Below are 21,963 nucleotides of genomic sequence, written 5' to 3'. Positions count from 1 at the left end.
ATTTAATTTACTTGGTTGTATTAAATGGAGCATTTGATTAACTTTGATGTATAAATCAGATGTTCATGAGTACGGTCGAGACTATATCAAGTAATATTAAGAAGCTTAGAGAGCTTAAGGATTTATCTCAGAAAGAGGTTTCTGCGGCTTCTGGAGTGCCTCAAGGTCAATACAGTCGTATTGAAAATGCAAAGGTGGAACCTTCAATTTCTACATTAGAGAAGCTTGCAGCAGTTTTTGAGGTTTCACTAAGTGAGTTTTTTAATAACGGTCCACTTGATGAAGATATCAATTTGTCCATCTTAGAGAAAGTAAAAATGATTGATACGCTTCACGATGATGAACAATCTGCTCTAATCAAGATGATTGACCTTGCCATAGCCAATAAGAAAATGAAGGATAGTCTCAAGGCTATGATTGCCTAAGTAGTTTCTTCTTTGTAAGGTAAAACTTCAACATCTTCGAATATACAGCCTTTTATTTCCGCAGCTTCTAGTGTGAGTTTTGTTTCCTCAGGAACATATGTTTTACTTGTGTTATTTTTCAATTTAAAAATAGAAGGAAAGCCTTCTTTTGGCTCCTGAACAACTATTTTACTATACCGTTTAAAACCTGGAATAGCTTTACTTTCTTTGAAATGTGATGCTTCATCGTCAATCAATTCGCTAAATTCTAAAATCTGCACAATTCTAAACTTATCGATAATAGGAACATCATCTTTTAAGATTCCATTACTGTCAAATCTACTTCCTAAATATGTATCATCGATCATTTTTACAGGGATAGTATGATACTTAAAAGAGCTTATTCCTTCTATGGATTCCAGCATGCTTTTAGACATTATGAGAATTCTCATATCGGTTAATGGAAAATCAATCTGATCGATTACATTGAAGTTAGCTTGAAAAATAATTTCACCTTCAACCATTACCGGCTTACCAGTTAAAAGGTCCGATTCTAGTGACTTACATCCATCGAAAGGATAATGGAAAGCATCTCGTTCTGAGTCTCCTGAATGATCATAGTCCCACTCTAGCCTGTATACTTTACTCATTAATTTAATCTTGATGGTTTCCAATTAGTTAAAATATCTAAAGCAGCTTCTTCTAATTCAATTAAAACGTCAGTTAATACATCATCAGGAACATCCTTAAGCGACCCATATTGATTTTTTAACGCTGCTGAAAACTCATTAATATCATCAGTTACTAGACCATCATAAGCATCGTGTTTACCTCTGTGAGTTGGGTATTTGTAAGAATCGCTTACCCATTCTCCTGCAGAATTTTTATAATCTTTTGCTGTTTCTGCAAGAAACTTCCCATTTGATGGTCTATCAATATCATAGAAAACTGTCCCGTCTATATTTCTACTTAAAGCTTCGTTATATAAATCACTTTTCTGAACAACATTATCAGAAATTAAATGATGTGCTTGGTGATTAGGAGGTGCAGGTCCAAGAGAACTTTCGAGATTTGATCTAAGTTTTCCATTTTTGGCAAGCCTTTGAGGTTTAACATAAGGAACAATTACATCTTCACCATCAACCATTAGTCGAGGAGTGTAAGGATCTTCTGCATTAACCCTTCTAATATATTTACTATTATCTATTTGATAAATTTGATATCCAGGAGGTGCTTGAACTGAAGTAACTTTTGGTTGAGAATCTAAGAACGGTTCCATTTTCTTTATTCCTAACCATTCTTGTGATTTTCTGAGATTTCCAGTTGGTATTTCTCCAGCGACATCATCAATTGATTTGCTAGGATTCCGCTTCATATAATCTGCGATAATCTCTAAATCATCGGGGTTTAGCCTAATTTCGTCTGGTAAATTACGAGCAACCCTCCAGCTCTTAACAATTCCACCAACTTCACCTTTCTCAACATTACTAATCCTTCTAACTAATTGAATAGCATCTAACTTCTTTAAGTCATCTACGAATTTAACAAAATCTTCTAAATCTTTATAATTCTCAAGATTGTCTAAAAATTTCTCTACTTTCAAAACATCATCATCCAATCGAGTAAACAACACTTTCACTTCATCGATTCCAAAACCTAATCTATCAAATCTTGTAATAAATCCAGCTGGACATATCGCTGAAAATCCTTTTAAAATAGGTGCCGATCCCATCTCTACAAAATCATCAGCATACTGAGTAGCTGTTTCGGACACAATATGAAGATCCATGTCACCACTAGGCATCACTCGGAACCAATCTGTACCAGAACCATTTTTAGATACAACTGAAATATGTCCGTCGATATGAATTCTAGTCAGCCCACCATTTGCAATAACTTCTCTTCCTAAATAGGCCGAGAGTTCTTGAGCGGATGCTAGATCATTACAACTAAGTAAGCGTATAGGTCCGGCATTACCTGATAGAATGTTAGCTAATTCTTGGGCGTTATGCTCTATTCCATCTACAATAAACTTAGACCCTGTGGAATGAACGATCACATCTTGGTAAAAAGAAGCTCCTAGTTTTTCAAAATTATTGCTTTCTTCTAATGTAGAAACAACTTTGGCTTTTATGGCTGAATTAGACAAATCAATGGCGTCATTAGATAGGTCAGTAATTGTCCCACCCAATCTAGCAATAGCAGCACTTCTTTTTTGATTATTAAGGTTCGAGCCAAGTTTAGCAATTTCATTGGATTCAAATTCAATGATTTTAACAATTGTAGCTTTTTCTGCATCAGATAACAATTCAATTTCCGAAAACTTAGCAGTACTAATTCTATCAAAAAGCTCTTCTAGCCGTTCTACCTTTAATGCTGAATTTTCTAAATTATCAATTTCTCGGGCTTTGACAAATGAAAATATTTCTGAAATTGGTAATTCTTGCTTTCCGATTTTTGACAACTTAGCAAATCCTTCAGCACCTAAATTAGACAAACCTAAAATTGCACTTGTTGCATTTAAGATTTTCGCAACATCTCTATTCTGATCTTGATAGTAAGTGGCTGTAATTCCAGTTATCGATGAAATTTTATCTGCATAGACTAACCCTCTGCCTAACCATCCTATTTTAATGATAGTTGTTGCTGGAATCGCCAAACTTGCAGCATCTAATGCTGTAAAAAATAGGTCAGATTGTGTTCTCTTTTCTGCATTTTCATTTAAATAGTAAAGTGTAAAAGCAGGATAAGCTTTGAGGTCATTTTCGCCTATTAAATCAGTTGCAGTTCCAAATTTAGATTTCTGGTCAATAAAAATAGGCTCGAATGGTTTTAGATTATAGAAGCTTTGATTTTCATCTATATTATCCTTATAAAATACAACTTTGTTCTGAACAACTGCATTAAATGTCCCATCATCATTAAGACTTACATTAGTGATCGGAGTTAGAGGAAAAGCCAAATGAGGTTGATTCATGAATACAAAAACCCAGTTCACCCTATTCAAAAAGCCTTCGTAGTAGAATGGAACAATTTTGCTGCATAGCGCTTTGAACAAAGCGGAATTAATTTCAGAATTTCCACTTGATATAAGTTGATCTACATTGGTGATAAATTCTGAAGCGTTTTGTTCAAGCCTTTCATTTATTGAATTTGTTTGATTCCAGATTCTAGTTAACTCAAGTACGAACTTTTCACCATTCTTGTCAAAAACGGAATTGTCAATTCTATGAATTAATTGCTCCCAAAGCCACAAGGTTTTATTTGTGTTAGAAATTTCTTGGTAGCTAGTACCATATTCATTGACTATTATACTGGCAGTTGTTTCTTCAAGGTATTGTATAAAATCATTATAATATAAGGGATCAATTTTATTCAAGAGTTTGATAATGATCTTTTCTTCTTTATTGTTGAGCCAGAAATGGTCATCTAAAATCATAAAAGAAATTAACTCTTCTATAACTGGGTAAGAAAAATAGAGCTGCTCAAATTCACATTCTTGTAAGTCAAATAATGCATCTTTTAAAACTGCTTTAATTATACTTAAGTCTGTATTTTTGTCTATGATCTGTTGATAAGTTGCTATTAAATCAGATCTTGCTAAAGTAATTTTGATTAGGTCAATTTTATTCAATCCAGTAATTTCATCAACTTGATGGTTTTGGAAATGATGTAATAAATCTTCTAGTCCATTAAGCTGTTGAAGACCTTCAATCAATCCTTTATACATTATATTTAGGGTAGAAATGTTTTTATTTACATTCAATAAAACACTTTCAAAAATGCTCTCTATTCCTGCACTAGGATCACACAGCTTAAAGTGATTATAATTTTTGTCGATAAAATAAGCTAACCCATTTAGATAGAAACTGCTTATTTGAGATGCTTCAGCAAAATTCTTATGATTATTAACAAGTGATTGATAAAGATCAGATGAGAACTCTGCTCCTAGTTGAACTGATCCTATTTCATCAAAAGTGACTACTTTGCCTTTGAGTTTATATTCATTATTTGCATCATTAATATCATAAAAATGATTAATTAAAAAATCGAATGGATAATTATCTTCTGAAATTGCAGTGTTTTCAATTCCAACGATATGAATAGCTTCCTTTCCATTTTGGAATGTTGGTCTAAGAATTACTGGGTTTACTGTTGCAGGCATTTCAAATTGGTAGGGGATATTTGTTTCTACTTTAGGATAGACATAGTAATTACCATTTCCGTAATTGGCATAAGTGACGAATGTTGAATCCTCTTTTAAAGTGAAAAAAGTTAAGGTGCCAATAGGGATTTGCTTTCCAGATTCAAGGAAGGCTTCGCCCCCAGTTGCGAAAGTCATTCTCTGTATAGCGTCAGCTTTAATAGAAACTGTTTTTCCAGTATTAGATAGAAAACTAAGGTGATCTTCGACTATAAAATCCTTAAACAGATCACCTAATTCGAGTGAAACATACTGTGCATCCTCACTCCCTTGAAACCACGTCTTGAGTCCCTTTCGACTATGCATTTGACTCCATTGGAAGAAATTCAAGTCTGTACCCGATCCATAATCCATTAAGTTTGTACTATTCCCTTCTTCATGCTCTCTTCCTTCAAAATAATGTTCCAAGGTTAGTGCACCATGACCTAATTCATGTGCAATGGTCTTAATGAGTTGCTCCTGTTCTGTGTTGTCATTAACCTCTATAAATCCAGCATTATACTTGATCGGCATGTATCCCACAACATTATCCTTGAGATTTGGATGTAAGAACAAATACATCTCATTCCTGTCTTGCCCGAATTTATCCTTGTGATCCTGCAGGATGCTCTTCATATCATCCCTATATTGGCTCAATAAATATTTCTCCGCACTTATTTCTTCAACATCACTCTGAATCCCCTCCTCCTTAAGCAAGTTCACTTCCACACCGAATACGCCTTGTCCTAAAATCTTATTTAATTTGCTCTGAATTTCTGCTTCATTCACATCTTGCCCAGCTCCATTAACAGGAATCAAATTCACCGTCAAATTCGTAAATTCATATACCTGCAAATTGAATACACCCATGCACTCTTCACCATACATCACATAGATATTCTGATCCTTGTCTAGCCCTGGAACCCATATCTCTATAGCCTTACTATCTCCACTTTTCCTATCGTACATTAGTTCGAAGCCATCAGCGGTAATTACTTTTACTGAATCCCAATCGCTAGCTTTCCAATTCGTGGCCGACACACTGATTCGAGCATCTATCTTATCACGGCCTTCCATGGCTACGGACTTATGAGGGATCGCTTCACCATTGAATTTTACATAATATTTCTCAAAATTCAGATCTACATTGTCAAAACCGTAATTGTAATTAGTCTGAGTTTCAAAAATAACTTGGTAGTCTTCACTTATCGATGTTGGCTTAGGTGGATCAGTTTGTGGAAGTACCATTCCCGCTATTCCTAAATAATTACCTTGCGGTGAGGTGATGTAAATAGGCATATCATAAGTATCTCCATCTGGGTAAATAACAACTACGCCATTTACAATTTTAACCGAATCCAAATATTCCACTTCTACCTTTGGAAATTGAGGCTCACCACCATTGTTAAACGAAGAGAATAGACTATCCAGATTAAACATGAATGATCCTTCGGGATCCCAAGTGGTTTGGATAAAACCTTCGACCATTCTATATTCACTATTAACAAAAATGTCTGTAAATTCCACTTCTACGGCTGCTCCAAAAAAACCAGTTTGGAAGGCTCCTTTTCCGGTAAAATAACCATCACTACCAGATACTTCTCTTATGGAAACCCTGAAGTCAGAAGCCATGATGGTATCTCCTATATTTAGCATTGCTAAGGGGACCTGATTTTCTAAGTCTACTGGTAGAAGTGGCAACCCGCATTCGAAATCTCTAGCCACTGGAAGTGAAGGAATGTCAATAAATATCGATTCACTCGCCCGCTCTTCCGCACTGCACACCTTAGTTACATAGATCTCATAAGTATACCCTCTTTGATAATCGTCAAATTCTGCCCATGCTTCTTTTGTTTCTATACTAGACCAGTCTTCCGTACCTTCTATACGGTAGTACATCTTATAATATCCAGAAAAACCTGAAGAGCTAGAAGTTGAAGCTGAACCAATAGATCCGCCACCTCCGCCTTGATTTTCTTTACCTGGAATTCCTATTCCCCCAAAAGAAGACGATGAAGAAGCGTCCATTGTTGACGCATCACTAAAAGTACTGAAAGGTTCATATTGATATGCCGGTGGTTCTCCTCCATCCCAATACACAAAATAACGTAAACTATCATCGATCATATATTCTGGTGTCGATGGTGTTTCGCATTCTTCACCAGCTACATGCATTCCATATTTGAAGCGATGAATCTCAGAAAACCCATTGTTCTTAAAGGCATAAACCTGCGGCCCCATCATACCATTAATATCATCCTCGATCAATACTTGCATGATGTATTCTTGTCCTACGACCATGGGTGGATCCGCGACAGAAAGCCAATCCGTTGTTTGTTGTTTTAAATTTTTAGAAATATAGGGCTGAGTGGATTCTACGATTTGTTGATCAGTGAAACCATCGATCGCTTCCCATACATTGACCATATACCGAACTGGAAAAGACCCGATGTGAAGTGGCTGCCAACTTAATTGTATATTCTGAGGGTAGGTGGGAAGCATACTGTCTAGCGGCATGATGATCTCTGGAGGGTCCATTTCTTCCAGAAACATATAGTAGCATGTCTGTTGGCTTACTTGTTCTTGGTTCAAAAGCTCAAAAGCCGTTACACAGATTTCCCATTGACCTTCAGGAAGAAAACCACCATTCGAAACCACTGCTTCGGATAATCCATTGCTTAGAAAATATGGAGCAAGATCTTGATTCTGGATAATTTTAGGCATTCCTTTTATCAAGGTAAATGGCTGACTAATCAAGGCTGGATCAGAAACAAAACTTCCCGATTCTCCTCGAAACTCTACTTGAAGTCCAATGTCGAGTTGATCCACAACAAGATCTTTCAAGGTCATCGTCACTTGCATCTTGTTAGATTGCATCATGGATGACTGAGAAAAGGTATGATAAGAAGGGGCGTGTGGCGGAAGCACTAGGACGTTAATGTCTACAGGGTAGTTTTGGCCATGGGAATTTAAAGAGAAAATAAAAAACAATATTAAAACCTTGAAGATAGAGTTATAAGCTCTTTCTAATTGCATCTTTCTAAATCCACTTATTAAATTCATCTTCTTACCACTTTAAATTCACTTAATGGTGTTTCGATCCCTTCTTTGAACATTACCTTAATCGCATAATTATAATTTTTATCTTTTTGTATTCCGTCATCAATAAAGATCAACTCCCTAAAATTGAGTTCTCCGATAGAGAGGAGTTCACCATCCTCTATTTTTAGGTAAACAAATATTTTCTCAAAGTCAGACGGCTGATAACCATGAGTTATTTTTACCTGATTACCATCTAGAGCAATATCCCAGTTTCCAATATCAAATCCACGATAATCAGGTCTTGGCATTACTACAACTGGTCTAGAAGGGTCAGATTCATTTCCAGAACTGTCTATAACCGTGATGGTGTAAGCATATTTCTCAAAGGCAACCAGCCCTGAATCTATATATGTTGTATCTATATTATAATCCCACAATTCAAGCAATTCCCAACTGGTTTCCTCCTTCATTTTTCGTCTAAATAGCCTCTGTTCTTTCACATCATCGCTAACACTTTTATACCAAGTAAGGCTAGCAAATCCAGGACCAGGTTCAGCAGAAATAAAAACTGGTTCAACTGGAGGCAAAATGTCCGGTCTAATAACCACCAGTATTTCAGAAAAATCAGATCTATTATTCCTTTTGTCAACTGATATGGCCTTATAAAAAACTTCTCGATTGGTTGATCTCAGAGATAATGTATCAGTGAAATCGGGAGTAACTAAATAACTATTATGCGCCAAAGTCATATCAACTGTTGTATCAAAACTATAGAAGAGTTTGTAGCCAATAAAGTCTTCTTCATCATTTGGATCCCAATTTATATCTATTCTTCCTGTTGTATCTATCGTATAAGATAAATTAGTTGGAACAGCTGGCGCTACAGTGTCTACACCAATTACCAGCTGTGGAAATGAACTAAACTCTTCTTCATTTTGATCAACAGCAACAACTCTAAAATATGCTGATTTGAATGGAATTTCTCTCGTAAGTTCTCGGACAAAAGGCTGTATGCCAATGGTATCCGCAAAATACGGACCATCATAATTTTCAGCAACATAGATTCTAAATTCTTCAACTTCAGAGGCGTATTCATCAGGAATCTCCCATTTCATCTCTGCTTCATTTGTCCGTAATTGTTTAACTTTCTTCCAGTAGGGACTAACCTGAATACCCTTACTTCCCGATCCTTTTACTAAACTAAAATCCTCAGATTCATCCCCGAAAAAATCTACACCATGTATTTTAAAGTAATAAATAGAGTCATTATGCGGTAACTGCTTAACAGGATTTATCGTAAGGAGCTCTTCATCGTCAGTTTCCTTATAAAAATTAGTATATAATGAATCCACCTTCTCCCAATTATCACCATCATCTGAAAAGTAAAGGTTATAAAAAAGAAAATTCTTTTTTGTTCCTTTGGTACTCCATGAAAGCTCCACCCGTTTATTTTTCCATTTACTAGAAATATTAGGAAAGGTTTGCTCAGATATTTTACTTGGTTTTATTAATTGCTCTAATGAGTTACTTTCACCATGTGCATTATTAGGCTTGATTTCTACCAATAGATTTTGAGTAATATCAAGTTTAAAAACTGCCATAACCCCCGAAATTTCTAGAAATTTTCTTTTCTGAGAAATTTGACTGTATACAATTTCCTCACTTATGGAGTCCATTTGGAGTTCACTTGATTGTGATGGGTCTAGCCACCTTATTCTCATATTTTCTGGCAGTCTTTCTCTATCATTCAAGTAATAAATCATTTTTTCAACACTTGAATCGGGAAAGTTTGCAAAAGCTTGTGTTTTGTTTTCAATTATAGTATCCACTAATACAACTGATGAAGTATTGGATATTTTTATTCGATAACCAGACTGATTGCTATCATACCAAACGTGAGGGGATTCACATTCCCATCTTACAAATAAAGAGTCACCCTTTATTTTTTGATAAAGGCTTATACCTTGAGATGTGCCAGTTGTACATGAAATTATAATGTACAATGCACATATTATAATTTTCATTAGTTGTATACTATTTGGCCACATTTATTACCCATTTCATGTTCGAATTCCTTTTTCTTATTTCCTTTTTTATTTAAATATTTCCCCTTTATAAACAAGTGTGTTGGCTTAGGTAAATCCGCCATAACCGCAAAAGCAACTTGTCTATTCCAAACTGTCCACCAGCCAAAAGCCCATAATTCTAATTTTGTATACAAGTCACCATATATCTGCCCCTTAGCTCTCCATCCATTTATACCTTGTTCTAGTCCCGAAGCATTCGAACAATAGGTCGAACTCGGATTAGATAAAAGAGATATATCATATCCTGCCAAAGCATTTAAATCAAACTTTATGAAGGTCTTACTTATATTTACATCTAATGCAATACTTGCACCTAATGCAAAACCAGCTGCTAGTGGCTGACTATTATTAGCCAACAAAGTTCTATTATTCAAACCAGTAGAAATGCCAAGCATATTCGCAATTCGTGTAGGTATCTTAGGTGGAGGTGGTAATTTTGTGCCTGTACATAAATAAAATTTAGCATGCACATTAAATCCTCCAAAACCTATATAAACATAAGATTCAGGGATTGGCATCCCTTCAATATCAACAAGTCCTTCATAACCACCTATATACAAGTGTTGTTCTTCGGCTGAAATATACATATCCACCGCAGCCTGACCACTTATTACTCCATCAGCTGCATCCAAAAATGCAGCAAAATTTCCTTGCAATTCGAATCCATTTTCGAAATCCATATAAATCATAATCGCAGCTGTAATCTTATTATGATTATTTGTGGAGGCTCCAATTGAATCCTGCTTTGTAGATTCTTCTTGCGACAGAGACAGATCGTCCAGACGACTTAAAGCATCTAATTTAAATTTATCACTTGCAAATTCTCCATTGCCGTATAACATTATATTCTGCAACGCTAAACTAGTATCTATTGCTAATTCTAAAGTAACATTTCCTTTAAATCCGTCAACACCTGTTATCCCTATACCTAGTGTAAATTTAATTCCAAAGAGTGTTCCCGCATTAGGACGATAAGTAATTCCTGAATATGGGTTACTGCCAGAACCACTTGCCATCTCACCCATGTCGTATCCAGCCATTCTCATATGATGATATGCTCCTCCTCCGATTCCTTTTGCTATAACTGGTGTATATATATCAAATAGTTTATCACTACTCGATACGTAAACATCGTAAAACCAATATCTATATTCATTGTCTTTTCCAGGATTAATAGTTCCAAATCTTGCATTAGCTTGCAATCTCACTTTATATTCATTGTGCTCACCAATTGCACTTTCACCTTCTGCATCTTGAGCCAAAACTCCTCCTGCTAAATAGCCATAAAATCCATTTCCATAAATACTATCTCCTTGATAAAATTCGAGTCCACCCTTTATCCAAAGATAAGTACCCATCACAATTTCAATATTCATTGCATCAACCTCCACTCCTGCATATGTCCATTTATTTTTGCCACTAACCTCCTTGTATTCTCCTAATATTCCAAATGCTCCTCCCGTCTTTCCACCTCCTTCCTTTGAACCCATTGCTGAAACTTCGACACCAAAACCCAGCTTCACATTTTTACTCCCATGTCTTGTCAATGTTAAGTGATCTATAGTAATTGGTGAGTTATTAAGAATTGGGGGAATCTTTAATGTTATACTTCCACCCATTGAATCTAACATCACATAAGGCAGTGTATCCCTAATCATCAGTTTATGAAACTCTACTCCTGGCATATCCAAGTTTACTTTCCCATCATCCTCCTCTGACTTCCCAATGCTAACATACATTCCTCCACAAAGAATAGCCCCAGGGACAAACTTATTCTCTTTAACATCCACAAATGCGACCGACCCTTTAGTTAAACTAACCTGTCCTGCCCTAAACAATGGAAATGACATCGTGGAATCTAAACCCACCGTTATATTATAATGCTCCTCAGATGGAATTCCGAAAGCTGAATAGTTCAGTCTTTGGGTCTCTTTATTGATTGGAATGTTTATCCTTCCATCAAAATCAAACGCTAAAATTCTATTATAATTTAATTCTACTCCCACGTGATCAAGTGCAAATGCCCATTCTGATTCTCCAATTGTCCCCGTTTCTATAGGAATTAATCCATCTCCGTAAATATATCCTGAAACTCCTTTTTGATCTATGTATAATTTTTCTGCACCTACAATTAATGGTTGCTCATCCGATGTTTTAAAAACATGCGGAAGTACAAATTCTATTTTATTAATATAAAACCCTCGCCACAATGGAATCTCCTCTGATGGCGGAGGATCTTCATATGTACCTGTTTCAAAATTATAAGTCCTAGGATGAACAAAACCACTAGCATTTTTAGTTTCTGAATAATCAAAAGTGGCTTCACTCACCAATATTGAAACACTTGAATCTTGTGTTAAAGTAAAATATGGAAGTGATATTTTTCCTACAAAATCATTAAAATCACTGAGCTCCAAAGCGATATTAGCAACTACCCTATTACCCCCACCTATAACCTTTCCTTGACTATCTGTTGGCAAGACCCAATCACGAGATAATGCGATGTCTGCATCGATTCCAGCTTCAACAAATCCATCACAATCAAACGTCATATACGTCCCAGAATAGTCTCCATTTGAAGAACCTTCAAATTTATTAAATACTACAGCAACTTTCTGACTTTTCAATGGAACTGCAAAGTCACCAAACAAAGCCAATGTAGCATCTCCAACAATTCCACCTTCGAAAGAAAATTTTATATCCTCTGCTCCAAAGCATAAATCCACTTTCTCATTCTTAATTCTACCGTAGACACGAACTTTGGCGTGTGTCGTGTAAATCTTAGCTTGATCAAATACTACAGAATAAGTGGTTCCACCGAATGTTTTAACGATGCCAAGTGGCAACTTGACTAAATCAGATTTTGTCAACTTTTCTATTAAATCTTCCGCTCCAAGATTTTCAATTGCATTTATTGCCTTGATTACCTTTTCATTTTTTACATATTCTTTAGAAGATCTAAATATATCATCAAGGTTATCTTCAGTCCCTTCGTCCCAAACTACTTCATTTTCCAAATTAAACTTTAGTGATTCAAAGTGATAGGTTTTCGCTTTCTCTGCATTGATGTATTCCTTTCTAATATCTAATGCATGAGCAAGTGTATTTTCTATCTTTTTAACCTTTGGATCTATTCCATGGGAAGGACCTGTCCCCCCAAACATTGACAAAGACCAAAGAAAAACAACTCCTATTAGTACAATTTTTTTATTCATCATTTCCTAGGATTGAATCGGTATTGAAAATTAAGGGTATTCCTAAACTCAGAGAAAGCTTGAACTCCTTGATTACTATTCACCACATTATTATGCAGATATCCCGAATTAAGGGAAATTGCGCTTGATTTACTCGTCATAAATGTTGCTGTAAATAAAAGACTATACAGCTGTCCGTCAGCGACTGAAACTTGATCCTGATATTGGGTATTAAAAGCGACATTGGATTGTAATCCTAAATCAAGTTTTTCGTTGAATAGCTTTTTCGCAGCCATCAATCCTACATTAGAAAATGCAGTTTCATTCGAACCAAAGTTATTTCGATTGTAGCCCGTATTAACTCCGAACGTCCATGCACTCGGCTTTAACTGTAGTGTATAATATATAAATGTGTTCAGTGAAGTAGACGATTGATCAACATTCACAATATCATTTTCGATCGTATTTCCTTGGGTAAGACTTGCCGTCGCTGACAACGTAGAACTTCTTGAATTATCATTAGCAATAACATAATTAGCCCCAAGATTAGCTTGCTGGTTATTCAATACTAGATTGGTCAGTAAAATTGGACTATTCGGATCAACGATAGTACTTCTTCTATTGACATTATTAAAGTTCGTAGCGCTACCTGTAAAAGTAAGTTTGTCATTAACTGTGTAATTCGCATTAAATGAACCTACAAATCGGTTGTAATCATTTGCTTCTTCTCCGCTTAAATTATTTCTTTGTAAGCCTCCTCTAGCATTGACATTTAATTTTCCTTTCAATATTCGGAAATTCACTCCCCCACTCACATTCTCCAGATCATTATTGAAAAATAATGCACCCATCGTTCGATAGCCCGGGTCGATTCGCTCATAGGCAATATTGAAACTTACTGCCTTCAATTTGAAATTCAGTTTGGCTTCGAAAGCATTATTGAATCTCGTGCTGATATTATTTCGAAGTAGACCTCCATAGTTAGATAATCGAAATCCTTCCGTTCTTTCCTGAAGTTCGCGATCATCCGTGAATCCACTATTCGAATAATGCACTTCTAGATCCACTCGTTTACTAATCTGCTTGCCTATTTCCGCACTAACTATCACATTCTCGGAAGGAAAAAAATTAAAACTACTATCAGGAATTACAATAGATGCCCCATCGTCCCATGCCTTGAACACAGAGACCAACACTTTATCCTTCCCATCTTCATAGCCTGCTTTCCCACCGAAACCCATCCTGCGAAAAAATGGATCTACATTATTTATGCCTTGAAAATCTTCCACTCTCGCTCTTCTTAATCTACCATAAAATGCAGATACATTCCAATTTCCTGGCGTCAATTCAAAACCACCTCCCGTAAAAGAATAATTACTAAAGGAGTATTTACCGAAATCCATAGATCGTGTACCAATTAATACTTTAGCCCATTTATAGGAAGGGCTTATACCAATAAAACTATAAGAAGGAAGTCGCTTATTAAACACAACACCGCCGTTAGAATAAGCTAAGGAGAATGGCATTCGAATACCTAGAAAATCAAAATTAAGTGCTGCCATCAGTCGGCCTGAAAACGGAACCGCTCTATTATCGATACCAAAAGCTTGGTAATACTGCCCCATAGCAGAGAAACTCCCATTCACTTTTAAGGGGTCATTCTGGATCCGATCTTTTAGGGAGTTAAATTTTTGTTCTACATCTTGGCTGAGTGTCGAGCTCAAGCAAACACTAAAAAATAACACCACCGTAAACAGTTTTTTCACGGTCATTTGGCACATAAATTGACCATCTCGAAATTCGAGAATTGGTAGTTAAATAAAATAAAATAGCGGCGTTAAGCGAATAAGATATATGTTTTTCTGAAAGAATGCAAGACGGCCATTTTTTTTAACTATTAGAATTTCACGCTTTCTGCATTGTAAGCTTAGTAACAAGTAGCTTTACACCGGAATAGCCTCAATCCTCCCGTGGTCGAAATCAAGTGTAAGAATTCATTTTTCTATACTTTTTCCCTAATTCGATCCCCCTTTGCCCATTCAGACGTATTACCGAGCCATGAATGTTGTAGTACTTCCTAAAAGTTTTTTGTCAAATTTTATAGAAAGCTTGTTAAGCGTATTTGCAACCAAAAGAGGAATATCCTTTTTCCGCTCCCTTAACGGCGGAATTTTTATAACAATGGCATTAAGCCTAAAGTACAAGTCCACTCTGAATTTATTCTCTTGCTCTAATTGTTCTAGGTTTTGGATTTAAAGCAAAGGGAATTCTTGAAGACCAACTTTGATAATAATCATTGCAAAGTTTTCATTCAATAAAAATCTTACTATATTAAGATATAATCTGCTTAAACAACACACTATGAAAAAGGTAGAGAAATCGATACATTATTTGTATGTAATAATATTCCTATTAGGCTTCGCAGGATGCCAGTCAAATAACCTATCTCCAAAAATTGGCAACATTACAGAAGAACGATTGCTAAATTCAGACAATGAACCTGAGTCTTGGTTTACTGGAGGAAGAGGTTACAAACAGGCTTACTACTCCCCACTTAATGATATCAACGAGAAAAATATTAAACAATTAGGTTTTGCTTGGGATTTCGACATTGATTTTGAAACTGCTTTTCAAGCCACACCAATTGTAGTCGATGGCACTTTATTCACTGCGGGAAACAAAGGTAATGTATACGCCCTTAATGCTGCCAGCGGAAAATTACTCTGGTCATTCAAGCCCGAAATACGTGCCGAGGTTTTTGACAATCATTGTTGTGGTGGACCTAACCGTGGTGTAGCTGTGTGGAAAGGTATCGTTTATGTGGCATCGATAGACGGTTACTTATATGCATTAGATGCAGCTACCGGGAAGCAGATTTGGAAAATAGATACCATAGTGGATAGATCTAAGGGATACTCGAGCACAGGAGCGCCACATATAGCCAAAGATTTAGTTCTTATTGGCAACAGTGGCGGGGAATACAATGCCCGAGGGTATGTCTCGGCATATAATATTAATAGTGGTGAGATGGCATGGAGATTCTACACAGTACCTGGCGATCCAGACAAAGGTTTTGAGCATCCAGAATTAGAGATGGCAGCAAAGACTTGGGATCCTAATAGTGTATGGGAGAATGGCCTAGGAGGCACGGTATGGGATGCAATGGCCTATGATCCGGAACTTAATATTTTATATGTTGGTACTGGAAATGGAGCTCCCTGGAGCAGAGATTTGCGAAGCCCAGCTGGGGGAGATAATCTTTTCTTAAACAGCATATTGGCTATTAACCCTGACAATGGTCGGCTTTTATGGCACTATCAAACCACCCCAGCTGACAACTGGGATTACACCACTACACAAAAAATGATTCTCGCTGAATTAAATATGGATGGCAAAGAAAGAAAGGTCATCATGCAGGCCCCCAAAAATGGATTCTTCTATGTTTTGGATAGGGAAACAGGAGAATTGCTATCCGCTGATCCCTACGTATATGTTAACTGGGCTAGTCATGTTGATATGAAAACTGGAAAACCCGTAGAAACGGGAAAGGGAGATTACAGTAAATCCCCTAAGCTTATTTTTCCTAGTAGTCAAGGTGGTCATAATTGGAATCCAATGGCTTTCAACCCCAATACAGGATTGGTTTATATTCCTACTAATGAAGCAGGTGAAATTTACAGTATTCAAAAAACTCCATTCAAGGTTAAGGAAAAAGGATGGAACCCAGGAGTATCTTTCAGGTCGGTGCACAACAGCAGCTCTTATCCAGAAGACTGGCCACCTTTAGAGGAACTCACAAAAGGAGAACCCGATACTTATCCAAGGTCATATCTGAAGGCATGGGACCCTGTAAAGCGGAAAGTGGTTTGGGAAGTTGAAATACAATACGCAATGGAAACTTTAAGGCATGATCGTAGATACGGAGGCGTAATGACCACAGATGGTAACTTGGTGTTTCAAGGTGGTATAGATGGACATCTTAAGGTTTACGAAGCAACCACAGGGAAACTTCTTCATGATATTGATGCTGGCACAAGTATCATTGCTGCACCAATGTCCTATAAAATCGGAAATGAGCAGTTTGTAGCAGTAATGGCAGGTGTCGATGGCAATCAGCAAACCAATGCCGACTACCTCTATGGAAACAAAGGCCGTATTTTGGCTTTTAAAATTGGCGGAGGCGATGTTCCGAAAAGACCCGTGCTGAACAGAAATGTTCAACTTGCAGACAAAGGTGATGCAGCAAACTTTTCGAAAGCTGAAATTAAACTTGGACAAGAATTATATAATATTAATTGTACCGGTTGCCATAACACAGGAAGAGCTCCCAAACTTTTACCATTAAAGGCTAATGTAGAAAATGAGTTTTATGATATCGTTCTGAGCGGTGATCGATTAGCTAAAGGGATGCCGAGTTATAAAGACGTATTGTCTAAGAAACAAGTCAATGCTATACTTTCATATCTTAAAGTTACAGATGAGTAATAGTGTTAATAAAAAAATGGAGACTGGATTACTGATAATTCCATTACATGGTGTTAGCATAAGTGCAGTCAATAAAAGCTAACTTCTTATAATTAACCATTAAAACTTTTTAAAGAAATAAAATTTCAAACTTATGTTCAAATCAAGGTCTAATCGAAAAAAAATAGTGAGTTCCATCAAACGTTTTTTTATCAAAGCAGAAAGAACTGTATGGATGATCTGCTTGATAGGATTTATACCATTCCTAGCTCAAAGTCAAAACATTTCTAAAAAGAAAGTGCTCATTTTTTCCAAAACCATGGATTATCGGCACGAATCAACTGAAGTAAGCATAGAAGCTATTAAAACATTATGCGCCCAGAACGATATAAATACGGAGGCAACTGAAAATTCAGAATGGTTTAATAGTCAAAAATTAAAGGAATATGACGCCATATTGTTCTTAAACTCCAGTGGCGATGTATTCAACAGAGAACAAGAAGTTGCTTTTGAGAATTATATCAGGTCTGGCGGTGGCTTTGTGGGAATACATGGTGCATCGACTACAGAATATGAATGGGAATGGTTCGGTAAGATGATCGGAGCTTATTTTAATGGACATCCAGAGCCCCAAGAAGCCGTTGTTATTGTTAATGATACCACACATTTATCAACAAAACATTTACCTAAAAAATGGAAACGATTTGATGAATGGTATAATTTCAGATGGGTAGACGAGGATTTCAATATGCTCCTTTCTTTAGATGAATCAACCTATAACGGTGGTGGTCACAAAGACAATCATCCGATTGCTTGGTACAAGCCATATGATGGTGGCCGAATGTTCTACACAGCCTTAGGTCACGATAAGGAATCCTACTCCGAACAGCATTTTTTAAATCATGTATTGGGTGGAATCCTATACGCCATAGACAACCCAGCAAAAGAATAAAATGCCAGCATCCCGCTTGTATGTGACTATGCTTTAACGGGTAAGAGGCCAATATCAGTAGTACATTCATCTTTTTTTAGTTACAAAAGAGCATTTAAGCATGTGAACACTTCACACCTGAAACACTCATGTCACCACATGACCTCTTTTCATTATTCTTCCATATCATAATTTTTATTCTCCAATTCTGTCCCCATACTTTTTATCGTATTCGTCACTTCCCAAAAACAATTATTATTTTTAAAACAATTAAACTTTATAAGATGAAAGAATACATGATGATTTTCCTAGGAGCAGACTACGCTAATGCCAACCTTTCTCAGGAACAAATTCAAGAAAGAATGGGAAAATGGTTCGCATGGGGAGACAAAATGGGCAAAGCAGGAATATTAGTTGGCGGTGAAGCACTTGCTGCAGGTGGCAAAAGGATATCAGGCAAAGCAGGTAAGGATAGAGTTATTACTGATACTCCAGCCATAGAAAGCAAAGAGCTTATCGGTGGATACTATACCGTGAAAGCAGAATCTTTCGATGATGTGGTGAAAATCACAGAAGATTATCCAGATTTTGATTTAGGCGGAACTGTTGAAATTAGAGAAGTGATCAATTTCGACCAATAAATGAAACCCGAACTTATGATAGACCATCTTTTCAGACACGAATATGGAAAGATGGTCTCTTCTCTAACCAGAATCTATGGCATTGCTAATCTGGACTTAATAGAGGATGCCGTTCAAGACACTTTTCAAAAAGCAGTGCTCTATTTTCGAAACAATGAGCTGCCCGAAAACCCGGAAGGCTGGCTCAGAACAGTTGCTAAAAATAGAGCCATCGATTTATTTCGGAAAGTTTCTTCTCAAAATAAATATGAAAACATCTCAGGCACTTCCTTTATTACAATGCAGGAGGTTTTCACGGATCATGAAATAGAAGATAGCCAGTTACGTCTACTATTTACGATTTGTCACCCATCACTCAAACTCAAAGACCAAATTATTTTCGCACTAAAGACTTTCTCAGGATTTTCTAGGAAAGAAATTGCTGCCGCATTAATGATCAGTCAAGAAAACGTAAAGAAAAGCTTGTTCAGAGCTCGGAAAAACATTGACCTAAACCAAGTGAAATTTGAAGTACCCAGCGGCGAACAATTTAAAGAAAGAATAGCATCTGTCCATCTTGCCATCTACCTTTTATTCAATGAAGGATTTCACTCTTCCAACAAAGAAAAACTCATCAAAAAAGATCTAATCGCCGAAGCTTTGCGCTTGAATGGTCTCCTTATAGATCGTTTCGATCTTCCAGAATCTAAGGCAATGATGGCAATGATGTGTTTCCATGCCGCGCGGCTTGAAGCTAAAATATCAGATGATAATCACCTCATTAAACTCAAACATCAAGAACGCCAAAAATGGAATTTCCAACTTATTCTCAAAGGACATCAATGGATGGAAGAAGCTGTGGAAACCGATGAATACACGAGATTTCACTGGGAAGCTGCAATTGCTGGTGAATACATTAACGCTAGAACTTACGAAGAAACAGACTGGGCAAAATTGGAAATATATCACAGAAACCTCATCCTCCTTTTACCGACCGCATCTAATTTTCTAAACCTAGCAGTAATACTTAATCAACAGGGAAAGACAACCCAAGCAAAGGAAACATTAGAAAGTATCGATCTTGAAAATTTAAAAGGAAGAGAATACCTTTTTTATTCTGTATTCGCCGAAATATATTCAACAATGAAGGACTACATGTTAGCTAGGGAGATGCTAACAAAAGCACTAAATGCAGTGAATAATATTTCTGAAAAATCTTTAATTCTCCAAAAATTACAAGACCTTCCTTCCTGATTTATTCACAACGACATCTCACCCACTTCTCACTTAATTTTCGCTGCCATCTGAACTAAAAATTAACAATTATCGTTATAATTCTTATCACGCAAAACTCTTAATTTACAGGTGATTATAGTTTTAATGTAAATTAATTGTTAACTTTATGTAAACTACAGATGAATAAATATGAGAAACACTATAAAATTACATCAAAACTTTAGAGATATTTTTTCTCTTGCAACAATAGGAGCTTTCATCCTACTTTGCTTGTATAAAATTGTGTCTTTATTGATTTCAAATTCCACATTTTCCCTTGAAATTATAGCGCTCATTTTGATTGTTGCCGCGCTGGGTGTAGTTATATATTACTTAGCTAATGCCACTTTGAGAGTGAAATTCGGCAAGAAAAATATTTCCATAAAAATCAACCCACTCGGGTTTACGAAGGTCAATTTGAAAAAATCAGTTATTGCTGATATCGATTTTTTTGTAACGAATCCAATTACGAAATCAAGCGGCTTATTTGTCCATTTCGGAAACAGAGATCGAGTCTACAATTTCGGAGGAAATAAAGGGATGGTTATTACCCTAAAAAATGGAAGAACGTTCACCTTCTTTTCTAAAGAACTTTACGACGAGCGAGAAGAAATTCAAGCGCTTTTTTCAGAAAAGTAGTTACTTTTCGGCTACCTCACCAAATGCAATGGTATTATCAAGTTGATTTTTTAGCGCTTCGATGTAAGCATTTCTTAGATTGGTTACAAATGCTTGCCAGTAATTGACAGATGCTCCCTCTATTGTCCCAGATATAGGAATTTTTGCTGCAGTTTGTTCTATTTTCTGATTTTCAAAAATCTCTTGTACACCTTCTGTTACCAGTTCTTTCGCCGCTTGCCATAGACTCCGATCTTCTTCTTTCGCCTCAAAAATAACTGGATCATGAAGTGTAGGCTTAATGTATCCTTCGAAAGCTTTATCCTTTAGTGCAACTTCACTATACAAATTCATCGTACCACTTTCGAAATCCATTCCTGCATAGTAAGTCAGAAAAGCATTAAGCGACTCTAATCGCAGTCCTTCTAGTGTCATGTTCATATCCATATCGGGAATTTCTTTGAGCATGTTCGCCTTCGCTGTCACGTCTAGATTTCCGTAATAATTGCTGATCTTAGAAGTAATTTTAATATCCGATGGCAAGGCATGACTCTTATCCTCCACGTTCGAAATATTTGTTATAAGAACATCTATTTCTTTCATATCGAAATCAAAATCCGGCTTTTCAGACGCTGGAAAGTCAACATCCAACTGTGCATTTTCTATTCGAAAAGTATTAATCCTAATCGGTGTTAAATCCTTCACCAAGTCTACCCAATCAATCTCCATCCCAGTCTGCTCAGCTTCCCCTGAAGAAGTAATATCTATATTCAAAGCTGGACTGAATAAGGTCATTTCACCTACTATTGCCCCTTTGAACAAACTCTTCCATTCTATAGAAAATTCTGACGCTGGGACATTTATAAAAGGTTCTAGTTGCTTTTCATTATACTTGTCAATGTTAAAGTCGAATATCTTCGCTGCGCCTCTATATAAATGTAGGTCTACTTCTGAAATGGAGCCTTGATAGCCATCTATTTCTGCTAATCTTTTGTTCACCTGATTCTTCACAATACTCGGTAGTAATAATCGAATGATTATCAATGATAATATCACAACCATCAATGTAATCAGCGCTATTTTCCTTTTTTTATATTTCGTTGCCATTATTTACGTTTTAAATCTTACGTTAATGATTTAATAAA

The 21,963-nt window shown here is 36.3% G+C and carries 12 protein-coding genes; 6 read left to right on the top strand and 6 right to left on the bottom strand.

All coding sequences use genetic code 11. The features are described 5' to 3' along the window. Positions 1-65: 65 nt before the first annotated feature. Complete coding sequence (locus L2586_RS22590) at positions 66-425, top strand: helix-turn-helix domain-containing protein (RefSeq protein WP_235295240.1); 360 nt, start codon at positions 66-68, stop codon at positions 423-425. Here L2586_RS22590 and L2586_RS22585 read toward each other — a convergent pair. Genes L2586_RS22585 through L2586_RS22565 form a run of 5 tightly spaced genes read right to left on the bottom strand, consistent with a single transcriptional unit; the run spans position 422 to position 14,682 of the window. After that, positions 422-1,054, bottom strand: coding sequence for a hypothetical protein (locus tag L2586_RS22585; protein WP_235295239.1), 633 nt, complete (start codon positions 1,052-1,054; stop codon positions 422-424). The genes L2586_RS22590 and L2586_RS22585 overlap by 4 nt on opposite strands. Further along, positions 1,054-7,650, bottom strand: coding sequence for an AHH domain-containing protein (locus tag L2586_RS22580; RefSeq protein WP_235295238.1), 6,597 nt, complete (start codon positions 7,648-7,650; stop codon positions 1,054-1,056). Before L2586_RS22580 ends, L2586_RS22585 begins: the two co-directional genes overlap by 1 nt. Further along, positions 7,647-9,653 carry a fibronectin type III domain-containing protein gene (locus tag L2586_RS22575; RefSeq protein WP_235295237.1) on the bottom strand — a complete coding sequence of 669 codons (2,007 nt, stop codon included), beginning with the start codon at positions 9,651-9,653 and terminating at the stop codon, positions 7,647-7,649. Before L2586_RS22575 ends, L2586_RS22580 begins: the two co-directional genes overlap by 4 nt. Continuing rightward, entirely contained in the window at positions 9,653-12,934 is a 3,282-nt protein-coding gene (locus L2586_RS22570; RefSeq protein ID WP_235295236.1) for a hypothetical protein, read from the bottom strand. The genes L2586_RS22575 and L2586_RS22570 overlap by 1 nt, the downstream gene beginning before the upstream one ends. Continuing rightward, entirely contained in the window at positions 12,931-14,682 is a 1,752-nt protein-coding gene (locus L2586_RS22565) for a porin family protein (RefSeq protein WP_235295235.1), read from the bottom strand. The genes L2586_RS22570 and L2586_RS22565 overlap by 4 nt, the downstream gene beginning before the upstream one ends. 589 nt (positions 14,683-15,271) lie before the next feature. On the opposite strand from L2586_RS22565, the gene L2586_RS22560 reads away from it, so the two are divergent. The 5 genes from L2586_RS22560 (at position 15,272) to L2586_RS22540 (ending at position 20,839) form a co-directional block, all read left to right on the top strand. Continuing rightward, positions 15,272-17,395, top strand: a complete 2,124-nt coding sequence (locus L2586_RS22560) for a PQQ-dependent dehydrogenase, methanol/ethanol family (RefSeq protein WP_235295234.1) — start codon at positions 15,272-15,274, stop codon at positions 17,393-17,395. A gap of 133 nt (positions 17,396-17,528) precedes the next feature. Next, entirely contained in the window at positions 17,529-18,326 is a 798-nt protein-coding gene (locus L2586_RS22555; RefSeq protein WP_235295232.1) for a ThuA domain-containing protein, read from the top strand. A 263-nt stretch (positions 18,327-18,589) separates the two neighbouring features. Continuing rightward, a complete protein-coding gene (locus L2586_RS22550) occupies positions 18,590-18,946 on the top strand; it encodes a YciI family protein (RefSeq protein ID WP_235295231.1) in 357 nt (118 codons plus the stop codon). A 15-nt stretch (positions 18,947-18,961) separates the two neighbouring features. Then, positions 18,962-20,179: an RNA polymerase sigma factor gene (locus tag L2586_RS22545; RefSeq protein WP_235295230.1), complete on the top strand. Its 1,218-nt coding sequence runs from the start codon at positions 18,962-18,964 to the stop codon at positions 20,177-20,179. Positions 20,180-20,350: 171 nt separating this feature from the next. Then, positions 20,351-20,839 carry a hypothetical protein gene (locus tag L2586_RS22540; protein ID WP_235295229.1) on the top strand — a complete coding sequence of 163 codons (489 nt, stop codon included), beginning with the start codon at positions 20,351-20,353 and terminating at the stop codon, positions 20,837-20,839. Here the strand turns inward: L2586_RS22540 and L2586_RS22535 are convergent, their stop codons facing one another. Next, complete coding sequence (locus L2586_RS22535) at positions 20,840-21,925, bottom strand: DUF748 domain-containing protein (protein WP_235295228.1); 1,086 nt, start codon at positions 21,923-21,925, stop codon at positions 20,840-20,842. Positions 21,926-21,963: the final 38 nt, after the last annotated feature.

It is taken from the genome of Portibacter lacus (assembly GCF_021533215.1).
Taxonomy (GTDB): domain Bacteria; phylum Bacteroidota; class Bacteroidia; order Chitinophagales; family Saprospiraceae; genus Portibacter; species Portibacter lacus.
Note: the sequence above shows the minus strand (reverse complement) of the source record. Positions and strands in the feature narration are given on the sequence as shown.

Coding starts and splice junctions, on each gene's coding strand:
- L2586_RS22570 (WP_235295236.1), bottom strand. CDS start 12,934: ATGATGAATAAAAAAATTGTACTAATAGGAGTTGTTTTTCTTTGGTCT.
- L2586_RS22590 (WP_235295240.1), top strand. CDS start 66: ATGAGTACGGTCGAGACTATATCAAGTAATATTAAGAAGCTTAGAGAG.
- L2586_RS22585 (WP_235295239.1), bottom strand. CDS start 1,054: ATGAGTAAAGTATACAGGCTAGAGTGGGACTATGATCATTCAGGAGAC.
- L2586_RS22550 (WP_235295231.1), top strand. CDS start 18,590: ATGAAAGAATACATGATGATTTTCCTAGGAGCAGACTACGCTAATGCC.
- L2586_RS22555 (WP_235295232.1), top strand. CDS start 17,529: ATGTTCAAATCAAGGTCTAATCGAAAAAAAATAGTGAGTTCCATCAAA.
- L2586_RS22540 (WP_235295229.1), top strand. CDS start 20,351: ATGAGAAACACTATAAAATTACATCAAAACTTTAGAGATATTTTTTCT.
- L2586_RS22575 (WP_235295237.1), bottom strand. CDS start 9,653: ATGAAAATTATAATATGTGCATTGTACATTATAATTTCATGTACAACT.
- L2586_RS22545 (WP_235295230.1), top strand. CDS start 18,962: ATGATAGACCATCTTTTCAGACACGAATATGGAAAGATGGTCTCTTCT.
- L2586_RS22560 (WP_235295234.1), top strand. CDS start 15,272: ATGAAAAAGGTAGAGAAATCGATACATTATTTGTATGTAATAATATTC.
- L2586_RS22565 (WP_235295235.1), bottom strand. CDS start 14,682: ATGACCGTGAAAAAACTGTTTACGGTGGTGTTATTTTTTAGTGTTTGC.
- L2586_RS22580 (WP_235295238.1), bottom strand. CDS start 7,650: ATGAATTTAATAAGTGGATTTAGAAAGATGCAATTAGAAAGAGCTTAT.
- L2586_RS22535 (WP_235295228.1), bottom strand. CDS start 21,925: ATGGCAACGAAATATAAAAAAAGGAAAATAGCGCTGATTACATTGATG.